At 67.1% G+C, this 16,094-nt stretch carries 16 protein-coding genes; 9 read left to right on the top strand and 7 right to left on the bottom strand.

Annotated elements, in window-relative coordinates:
* Together N878_RS22410 and N878_RS22405 are read right to left on the bottom strand one after the other, a co-directional pair.
* The coding region (locus N878_RS22410; protein WP_021445755.1) for an acyl-CoA synthetase at positions 1-1,811 on the bottom strand (1,811 nt) is incomplete at its 3' end.
* A gap of 121 nt (positions 1,812-1,932) precedes the next feature.
* Entirely contained in the window at positions 1,933-2,592 is a 660-nt protein-coding gene (locus tag N878_RS22405; protein ID WP_021445754.1) for an alpha/beta hydrolase, read from the bottom strand.
* Between the two features lie 476 nt (positions 2,593-3,068).
* On the opposite strand from N878_RS22405, the gene N878_RS22400 reads away from it, so the two are divergent.
* From N878_RS22400 to N878_RS22365, 8 genes are all read left to right on the top strand, one after another.
* On the top strand, positions 3,069-4,097 hold the full coding sequence (locus tag N878_RS22400) for an amino acid ABC transporter substrate-binding protein (protein ID WP_021445753.1): 1,029 nt from the start codon (positions 3,069-3,071) through the stop codon (positions 4,095-4,097).
* Between the two features lie 98 nt (positions 4,098-4,195).
* Positions 4,196-5,380 (top strand): amino acid ABC transporter permease, encoded by a 1,185-nt coding sequence (locus tag N878_RS22395; protein WP_031303767.1) that lies wholly within the window; start codon positions 4,196-4,198, stop codon positions 5,378-5,380.
* Between the two features lie 9 nt (positions 5,381-5,389).
* Positions 5,390-6,487: an amino acid ABC transporter permease gene (locus N878_RS22390; RefSeq protein WP_021445751.1), complete on the top strand. Its 1,098-nt coding sequence runs from the start codon at positions 5,390-5,392 to the stop codon at positions 6,485-6,487.
* Between the two features lie 9 nt (positions 6,488-6,496).
* Positions 6,497-7,261, top strand: coding sequence for an amino acid ABC transporter ATP-binding protein (locus tag N878_RS22385; RefSeq protein WP_021445750.1), 765 nt, complete (start codon positions 6,497-6,499; stop codon positions 7,259-7,261).
* 155 nt (positions 7,262-7,416) lie between these two features.
* The gene (locus N878_RS22380; RefSeq protein ID WP_021445749.1) at positions 7,417-7,899 is read left to right on the top strand and encodes a nuclear transport factor 2 family protein; all 483 of its coding nucleotides are present in this window, start codon (positions 7,417-7,419) and stop codon (positions 7,897-7,899) included.
* Positions 7,900-8,001: 102 nt separating this feature from the next.
* A complete protein-coding gene (gene pcsA, locus N878_RS22375) occupies positions 8,002-8,721 on the top strand; it encodes a phosphatidylcholine synthase (RefSeq protein ID WP_021445748.1) in 720 nt (239 codons plus the stop codon).
* Complete coding sequence (locus N878_RS22370) at positions 8,718-8,999, top strand: GIY-YIG nuclease family protein (protein WP_031303765.1); 282 nt, start codon at positions 8,718-8,720, stop codon at positions 8,997-8,999. The genes pcsA and N878_RS22370 overlap by 4 nt, the downstream gene beginning before the upstream one ends.
* Before the next feature lie 64 nt (positions 9,000-9,063).
* A complete protein-coding gene (locus N878_RS22365) occupies positions 9,064-9,999 on the top strand; it encodes a glutathione S-transferase family protein (protein ID WP_021445746.1) in 936 nt (311 codons plus the stop codon).
* A 40-nt stretch (positions 10,000-10,039) separates the two neighbouring features.
* Here N878_RS22365 and N878_RS22360 read toward each other — a convergent pair whose 3' ends face one another.
* From N878_RS22360 to yejK, 4 genes are read right to left on the bottom strand one after another with little or no spacing between them, the layout of a single operon-like run.
* Positions 10,040-10,360, bottom strand: a complete 321-nt coding sequence (locus N878_RS22360) for a glutaredoxin family protein (protein ID WP_021445745.1) — start codon at positions 10,358-10,360, stop codon at positions 10,040-10,042.
* Positions 10,357-11,202 carry a polyphosphate kinase 2 family protein gene (locus tag N878_RS22355; protein WP_021445744.1) on the bottom strand — a complete coding sequence of 282 codons (846 nt, stop codon included), beginning with the start codon at positions 11,200-11,202 and terminating at the stop codon, positions 10,357-10,359. The genes N878_RS22360 and N878_RS22355 overlap by 4 nt, the downstream gene beginning before the upstream one ends.
* Positions 11,203-11,214: 12 nt before the next feature.
* Complete coding sequence (locus N878_RS22350) at positions 11,215-12,102, bottom strand: DUF4344 domain-containing metallopeptidase (RefSeq protein ID WP_021445743.1); 888 nt, start codon at positions 12,100-12,102, stop codon at positions 11,215-11,217.
* A 50-nt stretch (positions 12,103-12,152) separates the two neighbouring features.
* A complete protein-coding gene (gene yejK, locus N878_RS22345) occupies positions 12,153-13,160 on the bottom strand; it encodes a nucleoid-associated protein YejK (RefSeq protein WP_021445742.1) in 1,008 nt (335 codons plus the stop codon).
* A gap of 349 nt (positions 13,161-13,509) precedes the next feature.
* Between yejK and N878_RS22340 the strand changes: the two genes are divergently transcribed.
* Positions 13,510-15,120: a M28 family metallopeptidase gene (locus N878_RS22340; protein ID WP_021445741.1), complete on the top strand. Its 1,611-nt coding sequence runs from the start codon at positions 13,510-13,512 to the stop codon at positions 15,118-15,120.
* A gap of 85 nt (positions 15,121-15,205) precedes the next feature.
* Here N878_RS22340 and N878_RS22335 read toward each other — a convergent pair.
* On the bottom strand, positions 15,206-16,094 hold an 889-nt coding region (locus tag N878_RS22335), incomplete at its 5' end, for a TAXI family TRAP transporter solute-binding subunit (protein ID WP_021445740.1).

The raw sequence follows: 16,094 nt of genomic DNA, 5'->3' as shown, positions 1-16,094 counted from the left end.
TGGATATGTGCGAGCTGGCCGGCCTGGTCGTCGCCGAGCACCTCGACGCGGATCGCCGGCTCCAGCTCGGCCAGCGCCGCCTGGTAGACGCGGGCGATGGCATCGAAGCGCAGCGCCGGCTTGAAGGTCTTGCCCACCGCGGTCAGCGGAATGGCCTCGACTATCCAGACGTCCCTGGGCACCGCGGCGCGCTCGGGAATATGCGCGGCGGCATGTTCGAGCAACTCGGCCTCGCCGGCCTGGGCGCCGGGCTTGAGCTGGACGTAGACCACCGGCAGTTCGCCGGCCTTCTCGTCGGGTTTGCCGACCGCGGCCGCCAGGGCCACGGCCGGGTGCTTGTGCAGCGCCTCCTCGATCAGCTGCGGATCGATGTTGTGGCCGCCGCGGATGATCAGGTCCTTGCTGCGCCCGGTCAGCCAGATGTAGCCGTCTTCGTCCATGCGGCCGAGGTCGCCGGTATTGAACCAGTCACCGTCGACCCAGATGCCGGCGTTCTTGCTCGCCTGCAGGTAGCCCTTGAACACCGTGGCGCCGCGGATGCACAGGTTGCCGATCTCGTTGGGCGCGGCCTCGCGCAGGTACTGTCCCTGCTCGTCGAGCAGCTTGATGCGCACCTCGCAGTAGGGCATGCGCAGGCCGATGGAGCCGGGGCGGCGTTCGCCGGCCGGCGGATTGGCGCAGCTGCCGCAGGTGCCTTCGGTAAGGCCGTAGCCTTCGATCAGGCACAGTCCGGTCTTGGCCTCGAACTGGCGGATCAGCGCCACCGGCATCGGCGCGGCGCCGCACAGGGCGTATTTCAGCGAGCTCAGGTCATGCCCCGCGCTGGGCACCTGCAGCAGGCCGGCGTAGATGGTCGGCACGCCGCTGAAGAAGCTGACCTTGTGGCGCTCGATGATCTTCCAGAAATTGCCGATAAGCTTGGGGTTGCGATAGCCCTGCGGGGTGGCCAGCAGCACCTCGGCGCCGCCGATGAAGGCGGTCAGGCCGGTGACGATCACGCCGTTGACGTGAAACAGCGGCAGGCCGCAGAGGGTCACGTCGCCGGGGGCGAAGCGGGTCACCAGGTTCATGCTGTAGGCCATGGCCACCTCGTTGCCGTGGCTGTGCGGCGCCAGCTTGGGCGTGCCGGTGGTGCCGCCGGTGTGGAAGTAGCTGGCGACGTCCTCGGCCTGGATGATCCGGCCGCTCTCCAGGTGGTCGCTCGGGCAGGCGGCGATGGTCTCGTCGAAGTCCAGCACGCCGTCCGGCAGCGCCCCGCGCTGGGCCTTGAGCGCGCTGCGCTGGGGCTCGGGCAGCAGGTTGGCGAGATCCACGCAGAGCACCGCCTTGAGCGCCGGCAACTGGCCGCGCAGGGCCTCGACCTTGGCCCACAGGTCGGTGCCGGGGAAGGGCGCCAGGGTGACCAGCAGCTCGGAGTCCGAGGCGTGGATCAGCTCGGCGATATGCTCGGGCTCGAGCAGCGGGTTGATCGCGTTGACGATGCCGGCCGCCTCGCCGCCCCAGATGGTGAAGTGGGTCTGCGGCAGGTTGGGCAGCAGGAAGGACACCGCCTTGCCCGGGCGCAGGCCGAGGCGGTGGAAGGCGTTGGCGGTCTGGGTGATCTTGCCCAGCAGCTCGGCGTAGCTCAGGCGCAGCGGCTGTTCCTCGCCGTCGCCCTGGAGGATGAACGACAGCGCCGGGGCGTCCGGCTGGGCGACGGCCGTGCGGCGGATCAGCTCGTAGGTGCTGGCGGGCAGGTCGCGAGCACTGAGCGGGGTTTTCTCGATCTGCTCGATATCCTGCAGGGTGCGGATCAGCGGCGCTGTCGTCATTGATGCATCTCTCAGTGGGGGCGGCGGGTATCTGCAGCCGGTTCAGGGAGAAGCCGGGGGCCGTGCCAGCGAACCGCGGCGACGCCGAGAACCGCTGGTGCGCGCGGCGCACCCCTGCCGGTCAGTCGGCGAGCCGTTGGCTCAGCCAGGCGGCGATATCGCGAATCTCCTCCGGCAGCACCTCGTGCGCCATCGGGTAGTCGCGCCATTGCACCGGCACCCCGCAGGCGTGCAGACGGTCGAACGCGGCGCGGCCCATGTCGGGCGTCACCACGTCGTCGAATCTGCCATGCAAACACAGCACCGGCAGTTGTCTTTTTGTATCCGTCAGCGGCATGTCGTCGCTGAAGGTCGGCGCGTAGGTCGAGAGTGCCAATACCCCGCCCAGGGTGTGCGGGTAACGCAGAAAGGCGGTATGCAGCACCACCGCGCCGCCCTGGGAGAAACCGGCGAGGACGATGCGCGCCGGTTCGATGCCGCTGGCGCGCTCGGCCTCGATCAACTCGATCACCTGCTGCGCCGACTGCTCCAGCTGCGCCTGGTCGATGGCGCGCGCCGGGCTCATGGCGAGGATGTCGTACCAGCTCGGCATGCTCCAGCCGCCGTTGATGGTGACGGGGCGGGTCGGCGCCTGCGGCAGGACGAAGCGGGTGCTGGGCAACTGTTCCTGCAGGGTTTCGGCTACCGGGAGGAAGTCGTAGCGATCGGCGCCCAGGCCGTGCAGCCAGATCACGCTGGCATCGGCAGGTTGTGGGGGCTGCAGGATCATGGGTGCGGTCATTGGTAGCTCCGGTGTGGTGCGTGTGCTTCAAATTGGGGCGGCGCCCTTTTCGAGGCTTGGCTAATCTGTGAATAAGTTGTCGCACGGGTGCAACTTTTGCTCTTGACCAGTCCGTATGCTGCTTTTTGCAAGGCGCTGGTACGGGGCTTGCTATAGCTGACCCGGACTGACGACGCGTGTGGTAACGGTAACACTGTGCCATCGCCGCACGCTCAACAGGCAGGAATCTGCTGTGTGGGGTTCCTTACCAGTTCGTCGGCGCGAACCTTCGCGCCGGCGGATGACGATCCGTCTCTGGCCCGTTCGACCAATGGGCAGGGCGAGGGCAGTTGGCCAGCAGAGGGTAATGCCGACTAGACTCACGCCTGAGGTCCGATCTTCCCGTCGATACCGTTGCTGCCAGCGGATCGCGTGCCTCATAAGGGTGGGGAAGCAGGACCGAGACTCCAACACAACAAGAGCAACTGGAGGTTTTAATGAAGATGGTGAAATCCACCCTGGCTGTGCTGACCACCGCAGCCGTACTCGGTGTCAGCGGCTTCGCGCAGGCGGGCGCTACCCTGGATGCGGTACAGAAGAAGGGCTTCGTGCAGTGCGGGATCAGCGATGGTCTGCCGGGCTTCTCCTACGCCGACGAGAAAGGCAATTACCTGGGCCTGGACGTCGACGTCTGCCGCGCCGTAGCGGCTGCGGTGTTCGGCGATGCGACCAAGGTCAAGTACAGTCCGCTGACCGCCAAGGAGCGCTTCACCGCGCTGCAGTCCGGCGAAGTCGACATCCTCTCGCGCAACACCACCTGGACCAGCTCGCGCGACGCGGCCCTGGGCCTGAACTTCACCGGCACCAACTACTACGACGGTCAGGGCTTCCTGGTTAACAAGAAGCTGGGCGTATCCAGCGCCAAGGAACTGGACGGCGCCACCGTGTGCATCCAGGCCGGTACCACCACCGAGCTGAACCTCTCCGACTACTTCCGTGCCAACGGCATGAAGTACACCCCCATCACCTACGATACCTCCGACGAGAGCGCCAAGTCGGTCGAAGCCGGCCGTTGCGACGTGCTGACCTCCGACCAGTCGCAGCTGTACGCGCAGCGCATCAAGCTGGCCAACCCGGACGACTACGTGGTGCTGCCGGAAGTCATCTCCAAGGAACCGCTGGGCCCGGTGGTACGCCAGGGTGACGAGGAGTGGTTCGACATCGTGCGCTGGAGCCTGTTCGCCATGCTCAACGCCGAGGAACTGGGCGTGACTTCGGCCAACGTCGAAGAAATGGCCAAGTCCACCAAGAACCCCGACGTCGCCCGTCTGCTCGGCGCCGAAGGCGAGTTCGGCAAGGATCTGAAGCTGCCGAAGGACTGGGCGGTGCAGATCGTCAAGCAAGTGGGTAACTACGGCGAGAGCTTCGACCGCAACGTCGGTGCCGGCAGCGAGCTGAAGATCGAGCGTGGCCTCAATGCCCTGTGGAACAAAGGTGGTCTGCAGTACGCACCGCCGGTGCGTTGATCGTCTGTATCGGCGCGCCAGCTCGGCGCGCCGGTTGTTCCTGATGACGTGAACCCCATGCCCGCGCCCGCGGGCATGGGGCTTCCAAGAGGGCTGTTATGCAAACTACTGCTAATGTCCCGCGCCCGCGAGGATCGGTCTGGACCGACCCCCAGGTGCGCGCGTGGCTATTCCAGATCATCGCCGTGGTCGCCGTCGTGGCGCTCGGCTGGTTCCTGTTCCAGAACACCCAGGCCAACCTCGAGAAGCGCGGGATCATTTCCGGCTTCAGTTTCCTGGGTAACAGTGCCGGATTCGGCATTGCCCAACACCTGATCGACTACAGCGAGAGCGATACCTACGGACGGGTGTTCGTCATCGGCCTGCTCAACACCTTGCTGGTGTCGGTGATCGGCATCGTCCTGGCCACCATCCTCGGCTTCATCCTCGGGGTGGCGCGGCTGTCGCCGAACTGGCTGATCAGCAAGCTGGCCACCGTCTATATCGAGATCTTCCGCAACATCCCGCCGCTGCTGCAAATTCTCTTCTGGTACTTCGCGGTGTTCCTCACCCTGCCGGGGCCCCGGCAGAGCCTGGAGATCGGCGAGACCTTCTTCCTCAACAGCCGCGGCCTGTACCTGCCGGCGCCGAGCCCGTCGGAGAGCTTCGGCCTGTTCGTCGGCGTGCTGCTGGCGACCATCGTCGCCATCGTGGTGATGGGGCGCTGGGCCAAGGCGCGCCGCGAGGCCACCGGCAAGGTGTTTCACGCCTTCTGGGCGTCGCTGGCGATGATCGTGGTGATCCCCGGCCTGGCCGTGCTGATCGGCGGCAACCCGCTGCAGTGGAGCGTGCCGGAGCTGACCGGTTTCAACTTCCGCGGCGGCTGGGTGATGATTCCCGAGCTGATGGCCCTGACCCTGGCGCTGACCATCTACACCGCGGCCTTCATCGCCGAGAACGTGCGCTCCGGGATCATGGCGGTGAGCCATGGCCAGACCGAGGCGGCGCGCTCGCTGGGCCTACGCCCGGCGGTCACCTTGCGCCTGGTGATCATCCCGCAGGCCCTGCGCGTGATCATCCCGCCGCTGACCAGCCAGTACCTCAACCTGGCGAAGAACTCCTCGCTGGCGGCCGGCATCGGCTACCCGGACATGGTCTCGCTGTTCGCCGGCACGGTGCTCAACCAGACCGGCCAGGCGATCGAGGTGATCGCCATCACCATGAGCGTGTACCTGGCGATCAGCATCAGCATTTCCCTGCTGATGAACTGGTACAACAAGCGCATTGCGCTGATCGAGCGGTAAGGAGCAGCCATGCAGACTCATACCTTCAAACCGGACCTGCCGCCGCCGCGCCTGAGCGTCGGCGCACTGGGTTGGCTCAAAGCCAACCTGTTCTCCAACTGGTTCAACAGCCTGTTGACCCTGTTCGCCCTCTATCTGATCTGGCTGATCGTGCCGCCGCTGCTGCAGTGGGCCTTCATCGACGCCACCTGGAGCGGCACCACCCGGGCCGACTGCACCGGCGGCGGCGCCTGCTGGGTGTTCATCCAGCAGCGCTTCGGCCAGTTCATGTACGGTTTCTACCCGAGCGAACTGCGTTGGCGGGTCGATACCACCCTGTGGCTGGCGATCATCGGCGCGGCGCCGCTGTTCGTGCCGCAGATGCCACGCAAGGCGCTGTACGGCCTGGCCTTCCTGGTGATCTACCCGATCATCGCCTGGTGCCTGCTGCACGGCGGCGTGTTCGGCCTCAGCCTGGTCTCCACCAGCCAGTGGGGCGGCCTGATGCTGACCCTGGTGATCGCCGCGGTCGGCATCACCGGCGCGCTGCCGCTGGGCATCCTGCTGGCGCTGGGACGGCGTTCGGACATGCCGGCGATCCGCGTCATCTGCGTGACCTTCATCGAGTTCTGGCGCGGCGTGCCGCTGATCACCGTGCTGTTCATGTCCTCGGTGATGCTGCCGCTGTTCCTGCCCGAAGGCATGCACTTCGACAAGCTGATGCGCGCGCTGATCGGGGTGATCCTGTTCCAGTCCGCCTACATCGCCGAGGTGGTACGCGGCGGCCTGCAGGCCATTCCCAAGGGCCAGTACGAGGCGGCCGCGGCCATGGGCCTGGGCTACTGGCGGATGATGGGCCTGGTGATCCTGCCGCAGGCGCTGAAGCTGGTGATCCCCGGCATCGTCAACACCTTTATCGCGCTGTTCAAGGACACCAGCCTGGTGATCATCATCGGCCTGTTCGACCTGCTCAACAGCATCAAGCAGGCGACCACCGACCCGGCCTGGCTGGGCATGGCCACCGAGGGCTACGTGTTCGCCGCGCTGATCTTCTGGATTTTCTGTTTCGGCATGTCCCGCTACTCCCTGCATCTGGAGAGAAAGCTGGATACCGGCCACAAGCGTTAGGAGTGAGTTATGAGTGAAGCCATCAAGAAGTCGTCCAGCGCCGAGCCGATGATCCTCATGCAGGCGGTGCACAAGTGGTACGGCCAGTTCCACGTGCTCAAGGACATCAACCTCAGCGTGCAGCAGGGCGAGCGCATCGTCCTCTGCGGCCCGTCCGGCTCGGGCAAGTCCACCACCATCCGCTGCCTCAACCGCCTGGAGGAACACCAGCAGGGGCGCATCGTGGTCGACGGCACCGAGCTGACCAGCGACCTCAAGCACATCGAGGCGATCCGCCGCGAAGTGGGCATGGTGTTCCAGCACTTCAACCTGTTCCCGCACCTGACCGTGCTGCAGAACTGCACCCTGGCGCCGATGTGGGTACGCAAGATGCCCAAGCGCCAGGCCGAGGAAGTCGCCATGCACTTTCTCGAGCGCGTGCGTATCCCCGAACAGGCGCACAAGTACCCGGGTCAGCTCTCCGGCGGCCAGCAGCAGCGCGTGGCGATCGCCCGCGCGCTGTGCATGAAGCCGAAGATCATGCTGTTCGACGAGCCGACCTCGGCGCTCGACCCGGAGATGGTCAAGGAAGTGCTCGACACCATGATCGGCCTGGCCGAGGACGGCATGACCATGCTCTGCGTGACCCACGAAATGGGCTTCGCCCGCACCGTGGCGAACCGGGTGATCTTCATGGACAAGGGCGAGATCGTCGAAGAGGCCGAGCCCAACACCTTCTTCACCAACCCGCAGAACGAGCGCACCAAGCTGTTCCTCAGTCAGATCCTGCACTGAGGCGGTTGCGCTGTGAACAGGGGGAGTCTTCGGGCTCCCTTTTTCATGGGGCCCAGAGGCGCCGCGCGCACCGCAGACCCAAACCCTCCGTTCGCTGGTGCGCATGGCCTAGACGGCCCAGCGACACCCTACAGGCCTGTAGCCCTGGAGCGCTTATGAACCACCCCAATGCCGAACTGATCCAGCGTTTCTATACGGCCTTCCAGCGCCTGGATGCCGAGGCCATGGTGGCCTGCTACGCCGCGGACATTCATTTCTCCGACCCGGTGTTCACCGACCTGCGCGGCGCCGCGGCCGGCGATATGTGGCGCATGCTGTGCAGCCGCGCCGAAGGCTTTTCGCTGACCTTCGATGCGGTGCAGGCCGACGACCGCCAGGGCAGCGCTCACTGGGTCGCCAGCTACCGCTTCAGCGCCACCGGGCGCCAGGTGGTCAACCGCATCCAGGCGCAGTTTCGCTTCGAGGGCGGACTGATAGTCGAGCACCGCGACCAGTTCGACCTGTGGCGCTGGGCCGGCCAGGCGCTCGGCGCCAAGGGCCTGCTGCTGGGCTGGGCGCCGCCGGTGCAGGGGGCCATCCGCCGGCAGGCGGCCAAGGGCCTGGCGCAGTTTCGCCAGGGACGCCAGGCGGCCGGCTGAGGCGCGCGGCTGAACGCAGTGGTAGGCTTGCCGGTCATAGCCTTCAATTAGGGATGCAGGCGCCTGTTGCCGCACCCAGCCACCCTCAGCCGAGATCCTGCCGTGACCGAATTGCTCGTAGCCGTGAAACAGGCCAAGGCCTGGGGCGTCCATGCCGTCACCGCCAGCGGGGTGATACTCGCCTTGCTGGCCCTGCTCGCCGTGCTCGACAGCCAGCCCAAGCAGTGCCTGCTGTGGCTCGGCCTGGCGCTGCTGGTCGATGGCCTGGACGGCTCGCTGGCGCGGCGCTACGACGTCAAGGGTGTGCTGCCGCACTTCGACGGCTCGACCCTGGACCTGGTGATCGACTACCTCACCTACGTGTTCATCCCGGCGATCTTCCTCTACCGCTTTATCCCGCTGCCCGATTTCACCGCGCTGTTCGCCGTGGGCCTGATCCTGGTGTCGTCGCTGTTCTGTTTCTGCAACCTCAACATGAAGAGTCAGGACAACTACTTCGTCGGCTTCCCGGCGGCGTGGAACGTGGTGGTGCTGTACTTCTACCTCCTCGACTTCCACCCCTGGCTGGCGCTCGGCACCATCGTCCTGCTGGCCGGCCTGACGCTGACCAAGATGAAGTTCCTGCATCCGTTTCGGGTGCGCCAGTTCATGCCGCTGAACATCGCCGTCACCAGCCTGTGGATGCTGGCCAGCGCGCTGCTGATCCTGCAGTACCCGCTCAACCAGCCCTGGCTGCTGGCCATCTGGCTGCTGGCGAGCGCCTATTTCGTCGGCGTCTGCCTGTGGCGCAGCGCGCGGGAATGGTGGCCTCGGCGCCGATGAACGCAGCGCTCGACAAAGCCTGGTTCGTCTACCTGGTACGCGCCGCCAACGGCGCGCTGTACTGCGGCATCAGCGACGACCCGCAGCGACGCTTCGCCCAGCACCAGGCGGGCAAGGGCGCGCGCTTCTTCCACACCAGCCCGGCGCAGGCGCTGGCCTACGTCGAGGCCTGCGCCGGCAAGGGCGAGGCGCTGCGCCGCGAGCGGGCGATCAAGCGCCTGCCCAAGCGCGCCAAGGAAGCGCTGATTGCCGCCGGTGATGCCCCCTCATTCGCCTGAGGCGGTGTGCGCGGTCGGACCAGGCGGTTAAGCTGGGCCTTTCGACCCCGACGCGGAGTGCGCCATGCACGAGTTGATCCTGCACCATTACCCGACCTCGCTCTTTGCCGAGAAGGCCCGCCTGATGCTGGGCTTCAAGCAACTGTCCTGGCGTTCGGTGACGATTCCGCCGCTGATGCCCAAGCCGGATCTGATCGCGCTGACCGGCGGCTACCGCAAGACCCCGGTGCTGCAGGTGGGGGCCGATATCTACTGCGACACTGCACTGATCGCCCGCCGCCTGGAGGCGGAGAAGGCCACCCCGGCGCTGCTGCCCGAAGGCCAGGAGTTCAACGTCAGCCTGCTGGCGCAATGGGCCGACTCGGTGCTGTTCCAGCACGCCGTGGCGCTGGTGTTCCAGCCCGAATCCATCGCCCTGCGTTTCGCCAAGCTGCCGCCGGAGTTCGTCAAGGCCTTCGTCGCCGACCGCAGCGCGCTGTTCTCCGGCGGCAGTGCCAGCCGCCTGCCGCTGGAGCAGGCCAAGCACCAGTGGCCGGTGCTGATGGGGCGCCTGCAGCAGCAGTTGCAGCGCGAGCCGGGCGACTTCCTGTTCGGCGAGCCGTCGCTGGCCGACTTCGCCGTGGCCCACTGCCTGTGGTTCCTGCGCGCCACTCCGGTGACCGCGCCGCTGGTCGACGACTACCCGGACGTCGCTGCCTGGCTCGGCCGGGTGCTGGGTTTCGGCCACGGTTCGCTGAGCGAGATGAGCGCCGAACAGGCCATCGCCGTGGCGCGCGAGGCGACCCCGGCGGCGCTGCCGGAGGAGGACTTCGTCGAGCCCAACGGCTTTGTCCGCGGCCAGCAGGTGAGCATCGCCGCGGTGGATTACGGCGTCGATCCGGTGGCGGGCGAGCTGCTGTTCGCCGGGCGCGAGGAGCTGATCCTGCGCCGCGAGGACGCGCGGGCCGGCGTGCTGCACGTGCACTTCCCGCGCCTGGGCTTTCGCATCGAGGCGCGCTGAGCGCCTGTTTTCGGCAGCGCGGGGCGATTCAGCCGGCCGCTCAGTAGGCGGCACGGATGGCGCGCTGGTCGTAGCCGTGGATGATCCGTCCGCGCATATCGATCAGCGGCACGCCGCGGCCGCCCAGGGCCTGGTGGCGCGCGCGGCCGGCGCTGTCCTTCTCGATATCCACCTCGCGGTAGGCGATGCCGTCCGCGGCGAACAGTTCGCGGGTCTTGGCGCAGTAGCCGCACCAACTGGTGGCGTAGAGCACGACCTCGCCGCCGGCGTTGCCGGCCTGCGGCGGCTTGAGCCAGCGTTCGAGCCTGTCCCAGTTCTGCCACAGGGCCAGGGCGGCGAGGATCAGCAGGATTTTCTTCATTGGTGCGCGTCCTTGTGCGTGGTGGCGGCTTGCAGTTGTTCCAGGGTAAAGGGCGCCGGGCGATCCGGCCACTGCAGCTGCAATCTTTCCAGCTCGCGGGCCAGCAGGCTGGCCACCAGCAGGTCGCGCAGCCAGCGCTTGTGCGCCGGGATCAGGTACCAGGGCGCGGCGCCGCTGTGGCTGGCGGCAAGCAGCGTGCTCCAGCGCCGCTGGCGTTCGCCGAACTGGTGGTGCGACTGCAGGTCGCTGAGCTTGAGTTTCCAGCGTTTCGCCGGCTGCTCCAGGCGCTCGACCAGGCGGCGGTACTGCTCGGCCTGGTCGATCTGCAGGTAGCACTTGAGCAGCACGGTGCCCTGCGCCGCCAGGCCCTGCTCGAATTCCAGCGCCGCGGCCAGGCGCGCCGGCAGCTCGTCGTCGCTGCACAGGCCGTCCAGCGGGTCGCAGATCAGCGCCTCGTAATGACTGCGGTTGAAGACGCCGAGCAGGCCGGGGGCTGGCAGGCGCTGGCGGTAGCGTTGCAGGAAGTGCTGGCCGCGCTCGGCCGCGTTCGGCGCCTGGAAGCTGTGCACGGCCAGGCCCTGCGGGTTGCAGGCGCTGAGCACGCGGCGGATCACGCCGTCCTTGCCGCTGCAGTCCGGGCCTTGCAGCACCAGCAGCAGGGCCTGGCGGCGGTTGGCCCAGAGGCGCGTCTGCTGCTCCTGCAGCCAGGGCTTGAGCCGTTCCAGGCGGGCCTTGGCCTCGGCCTTGTCGAGGCCGAAGGTGCGCGCCGGATCGCCCGCCAACGGCGCGCGCACGTCGCACAGGCAGGCGTCGAGCAGGGCGTTGGGCAGACGCTGGCTCATGGGCGGGTTCCTTCAGCGGGGTGGCCGGCAGGCCGGGCACAGCATGGCTGCGCCGTTCAGGCGCAGGCGCGGCAACTGGGCGGCGAGCAGCTGGAAATGTGCCAGGCGTTCGTAGCACAGCACCAACTCGCCGGCGTCTCGACTGTACCAGGCATCTGCGGCGCCGCAATTGACCACGCGCAGGATCAGGTCGCGCGGCAGGCGATAAACGGCGCTGGCGCGGGCGGCGATGGCCTCCACCTCGCCGCTGTCCTGCAGCAGCGCGAGCAGGCGTGCGCCGTTGGCGATGCGCTGTGCGGGCGCATCGAAGATCACCCGGATGCGATGGCCGTGCGGCTCGCCCGGCCTGCGCCCGTGCTGGCGCTTGACCCAGGCCAGGGCCCGGCTGACCTGCTGGTACTCCTGGTCGCAATAGAGCGCCCGCTCCATCGGCAGGCCGGTGACCTTGGGTACCCACTCCAGGCGATCCGGGTCGCTGCCGTAGATCAGACAGGCCAGGTTGTAGAAGCGCTGCGCGTCCAGGCCGTGACTGGCCCAGGCGTGCACCTCCTCGTAGTCGGGCTTGGGGCGTTGCCATTCCAGGCGCCAGTAGTCGGCGATGTCCAGCAGCCGGGCATAGAAGCCGGCGTCGCGCTGCCGGTCGGCGCTGAGGAACAGGCTGAGGAAGCCCAGCTGGTCGGCGGCGTCCTCCTCGCGCCCGAGTACCGGCAGATCCAGCTCGGCGATCAGCAGGTGGCCCATCTCGTGGAGCAGGGTGAACTCGGCGTTGGCACTGATGAAGCGCTCCTCGTCGCTGAGCAGCGCCTCGATCGGCGGCTCCTCGGAGGCGTCGGCCGCCAGCAGGACGAGGCCCAGCAGGGCGGCGGCGCAGTGGCGGCGCAAGGCAGGGGACGAGGGCATGGGCGCACCTCGCAGCGTGTTCTTGCAGTCTAGCTCAGCCGGGGCGCGCGTCAGTCCTGGCGGCGCTTGAGTTGATCCTTCAGCTGGGTCGGCAGCTGGCGGATGATCAGCATGTCGCGGCCCTCGTCGTACTCGACCTTCGAGCCCAGCAGATGCGCCTCGAAGCTGATCGACAGGCCCTCGGCGCGGCCGGTGAAGCGCTGGAACTGGCTCAAGGTGCGCTTGTCCGCGGGAAATTCCGGGGCCATGCCGTAATCCTTGTTGCGGATATGTTCGTAGAAGGCGCGTGGACGCTCCTCGTCGATCAGTCCGGAGAGCTCGTCGAGGGTGATCGGCTCGCCCATCTTGGCCTGGCTGGTGGCGTAGCCGACCAGGGTCTTGGTCTTCTCGCGCGCCTGCTCCTCCGGCAGATCCTCGCTTTCCACGAAGTCGCTGAAGGCCTTGAGCAGGGTACGGGTCTCGCCCGGGCCGTCGACGCCTTCCTGGCAGCCGATGAAGTCGCGGAAGTAGTCGGAGACCTTCTTGCCGTTCTTGCCCTTGATAAAGGAGATGTACTGCTTGGATTGCTTGTTGTTCTGCCACTCGCTGATGTTGATGCGCGCGGCCAGGTGCAACTGGCCCAGGTCCAGGTGCTTGGCCGGGGTCACGTCCAGCGCCTCGGTCACCGCCACGCCTTCGCTGTGGTGCAGCAGGGCGATGGCCAGGTAGTCGGTCATGCCCTGCTGGTAGTGCGCCAGCAGCACGTGGCCGCCGGTGGACAGGTTGGATTCCTCCATCAGCTTCTGCAGTTGTTCCACGGCCTGGCGGCTGAAGGCGGTGAAATCCTGCTCGCCATCCAGATAGCTCTTCAGCCAGCCGCTGAAGGGGTAGGCGCCGGACTCCTCGTGGAACAGGCCCCAGGCCTTGCCCTGCTTGGCGTTGTAGCTCTCGTTGAGGTCGGCCAGCAGGTTCTCCATGGCCGGCGAGGCGCTCAGCTCGCTGTCGCGGGCGTGCAGCACGGCAGGGCTGCCATCGGGTTTCTTGTCGATCAGGTGGACGATGCAGTGGCGGATCGGCATGGCGGTTCGGTCTTTGGCGGGTTCGCGATGGGAGTAACGCCGCAGGGGAGCAAGAAGGGCTCGCGCATCGGCAGCGTTGCGGCATGCGCAGAGTCTACCCGACATCGCTGCCGACTCCATGCCCGGGATGCCGCTGGGCACAGGATGCGAAGGGAGATTGCTGGCTATTTGCCGCCATCTGCAGTGATAGAGCTCTATTTTCTGGAAAAAATGCGCTTTCCGATTCGCGCGATTGCGCTTCCCGGTCTAGCGTCTGTGACGTCCACACGACGCAGTAAAGGGACGCACCGCGGCGGCGCCACAAGCGTCGCAGCCTTTCTCGATCTCCAAATATGGATTGGAGGAACACATGCGCAACAAGATCAATAATCGCCGTTTACTGGGCGCCGCCTTGCTGGCGGCACTTTCCGGGCAGGCCGTGGCGGCCAAGGCGCCGGATCTCACCGAGTTGTTCGATCAGTTCTGGAGCCCGACGCGGCTCGGCCCGGCCGAGTGCCGCTCCGGGGTGCTGAGCGCCACGCCGCTGCTGCTGCCGCGCTGCATGCAGGCGGCCAACAGCCTGATCCACCTGCAGATGCTCAACGATATCGCCCAGGCCAACGGCGGCAACCGTGCGGCGGGGCTGCCCGGTTATCAGGGCTCGCTCGATTACGTGCAGGCCACCCTGGAGAGCGCCGGCTATGCCGTCAGCCGCCAGGCCTTCCCGTTCAGCGCCTTCTACCCGCAAGGCCCTGGCGTGCTGCAGAGCCTGGCGCCGACGCCGGCGCAGTACGAATGGGAGGTGGACTTCACCTACCTGTCGCAGACCGAGGCCGGCGACGTCGCCGCGCCGGTGGTGGCGGTGGATATCGCCCTGGGCGAGGGCAACCTGTCCACCAGCGGCTGCGAGGCCGAGGACTTCGCCGCGTTCCCCGCCGGCGCCATCGCCCTGCTGCAGCGCGGGGCCTGCAACTTCCAGATCAAGGCCGAGCACGCCGCCGACGCCGGCGCGGTTGGGGTGGTCATCTTCAACCAGGGCGACAGCGAGGATCGCAAGGGGCTGCTCAACGCCACCCTGGGCGACGGCTATGCCGGCGGCATTCCGGTGCTGTTCACCACCTATGACCTGGGCGTGAGCCTGGCGCAGACCGCCGAGCTGCGGCTGCGCATGGTCGCCGACGTGGTACGCGAGCGCACCGAGACCCACAACCTGATCGCCGAGAGCAAACGCGGCAATCCGGACAACGTGGTGATGGCCGGCGCGCACCTGGACTCGGTGTTCGAGGGTGCCGGGATCAACGACAACGGTTCGGGCAGCGCCGCGCTGCTGGAGCTGGCCGTGCAGATGGCCAAGGCCAAGCCGCAGAACAAGCTGCGTTTCGCCTGGTGGGGCGCCGAGGAGTCGGGGCTGGTGGGGTCGACCTACTACGTCAACCAGCTGGCCGACGAGGAGAAGGCGAAGATCAAGGCCTACCTGAACTTCGACATGATCGCCTCGCCGAACTTCGCCTACTTCATCTACGACGGCGACGGCTCCGACTTCGGCCTGCAGGGGCCGCCCGGCTCGGCCGCGATCGAGCGGCTGTTCGGCGAGTACTACCGCCTGCGCGGTCTGCCGTTCGAAGGCGACGAGATCAGCTTCCGCTCCGACTACGCGCAGTTCTTCCTCGACGGCATCGCCTTCGGCGGGCTGTTCACCGGGGCCGAGGTGGTCAAGTCCGAAGAGCAGGCCAGTCGCTACGGTGGTACCGCCGGCATCGCCTTCGATCCCTGCTACCACGACGCCTGCGACGACCTGAACAACCTCGACCGGCGCGCCCTGGAGGTCAACGGCGATGCCATGGCCTTCGTCGCCAGCTGGCTGGCGCTGTCGACCAAGGTGGTGGACGACGAGATCGAGGCCAGCCGGGCCGAGCGCGGGCTGATGCGCAGCGCGCAAGCCTACGACATCACCCATTGGGGTAAGCACTGGGTCAAGTAGCGTCGTTCGCCGGTGCGCACGGCGCACCCTACGGCGTACAAGAAAAAGCCCGCGGTCGATTCGCGGGCTTTTTCGTTGCCCTGCGCTAGTCTCGATCCGCAGACGGCGCCAGGGACGAGGGGGCATGTTGCGGGGCGTCTCGCCGGCGTTGCTGCAGCGCTCGCAAGCGCTCGATCACGTAGCGCAGGTGCATGTGCAGCTCGTACAGCTCGTTGGAGTAGGACAGCGGCACTTCGACCGCCGCCAGTTCGTCCTCCAGCTGTTCCAGGCGTTCGATCTCGCTGTCCAACTCGGCCGGCAAGGAGCCGGCGTGCAGCTTGCGGTCGATCTCGCGCAGGTGCTTGTACCAGCGGTAGATGCGCGCGCGGATGCGCCACTGGTAGATCGGCCCCACCGCCTTGACCAGCGGGATCATCACCACGATCAGCGGGATCAGCAGGATGATGTAGCGGTCGGCCAGCGAGGCGATGCGAAACGGCAGGTAGCGCTGCAGGATCGGCAGGCCCTTGGCGTAGTAGTGCTCGGCATCCTGGTGCAGCTCGAAGGTGCGCGGCTCGGCGCTGGGGAAGGCGCCGGCGGCGTCGAGCAGGGTGCCGTTCTTCATCACCTCGCGGCTGGCGGCGAGAAACAGCGGCACCAGGCCGGGGTTGAACTCTTCGTTGACCACCAGGGTGGCCACCGGGGCGAGGGTGACGATGTCGCGATCTGGCGCGTTGCTGGCCAGGTCGAGCAGGCCCTCGCCGACCGTGACGCGGTTGAAGAAGGGCAGGCGCGCCTCGTAGGCGGCGGCGCGGCGAAAGTGCGCCAGGGCGATGTCGGGGCTGGCCGCCAGCTGCTGCACCAGGGCGTTCTCCGCCGGGCCGACGAAGAACGCCGCGTCCAGCTCGCCGGCCAGCAGCGCGCGGGCCGCCTTGCCGCCGCCGAGGCTGTGCCAGGTTGCGGGGTATTGCTCTGGGACGATGGCGTTGGCGCCG

This window comes from Pseudomonas sp. EGD-AK9 (assembly GCF_000465935.2).
Lineage (GTDB): Bacteria > Pseudomonadota > Gammaproteobacteria > Pseudomonadales > Pseudomonadaceae > Aquipseudomonas.
The sequence above is the reverse complement of the archived record's forward strand: the minus strand, read 5'-3'. Positions and strand labels throughout refer to the sequence as shown.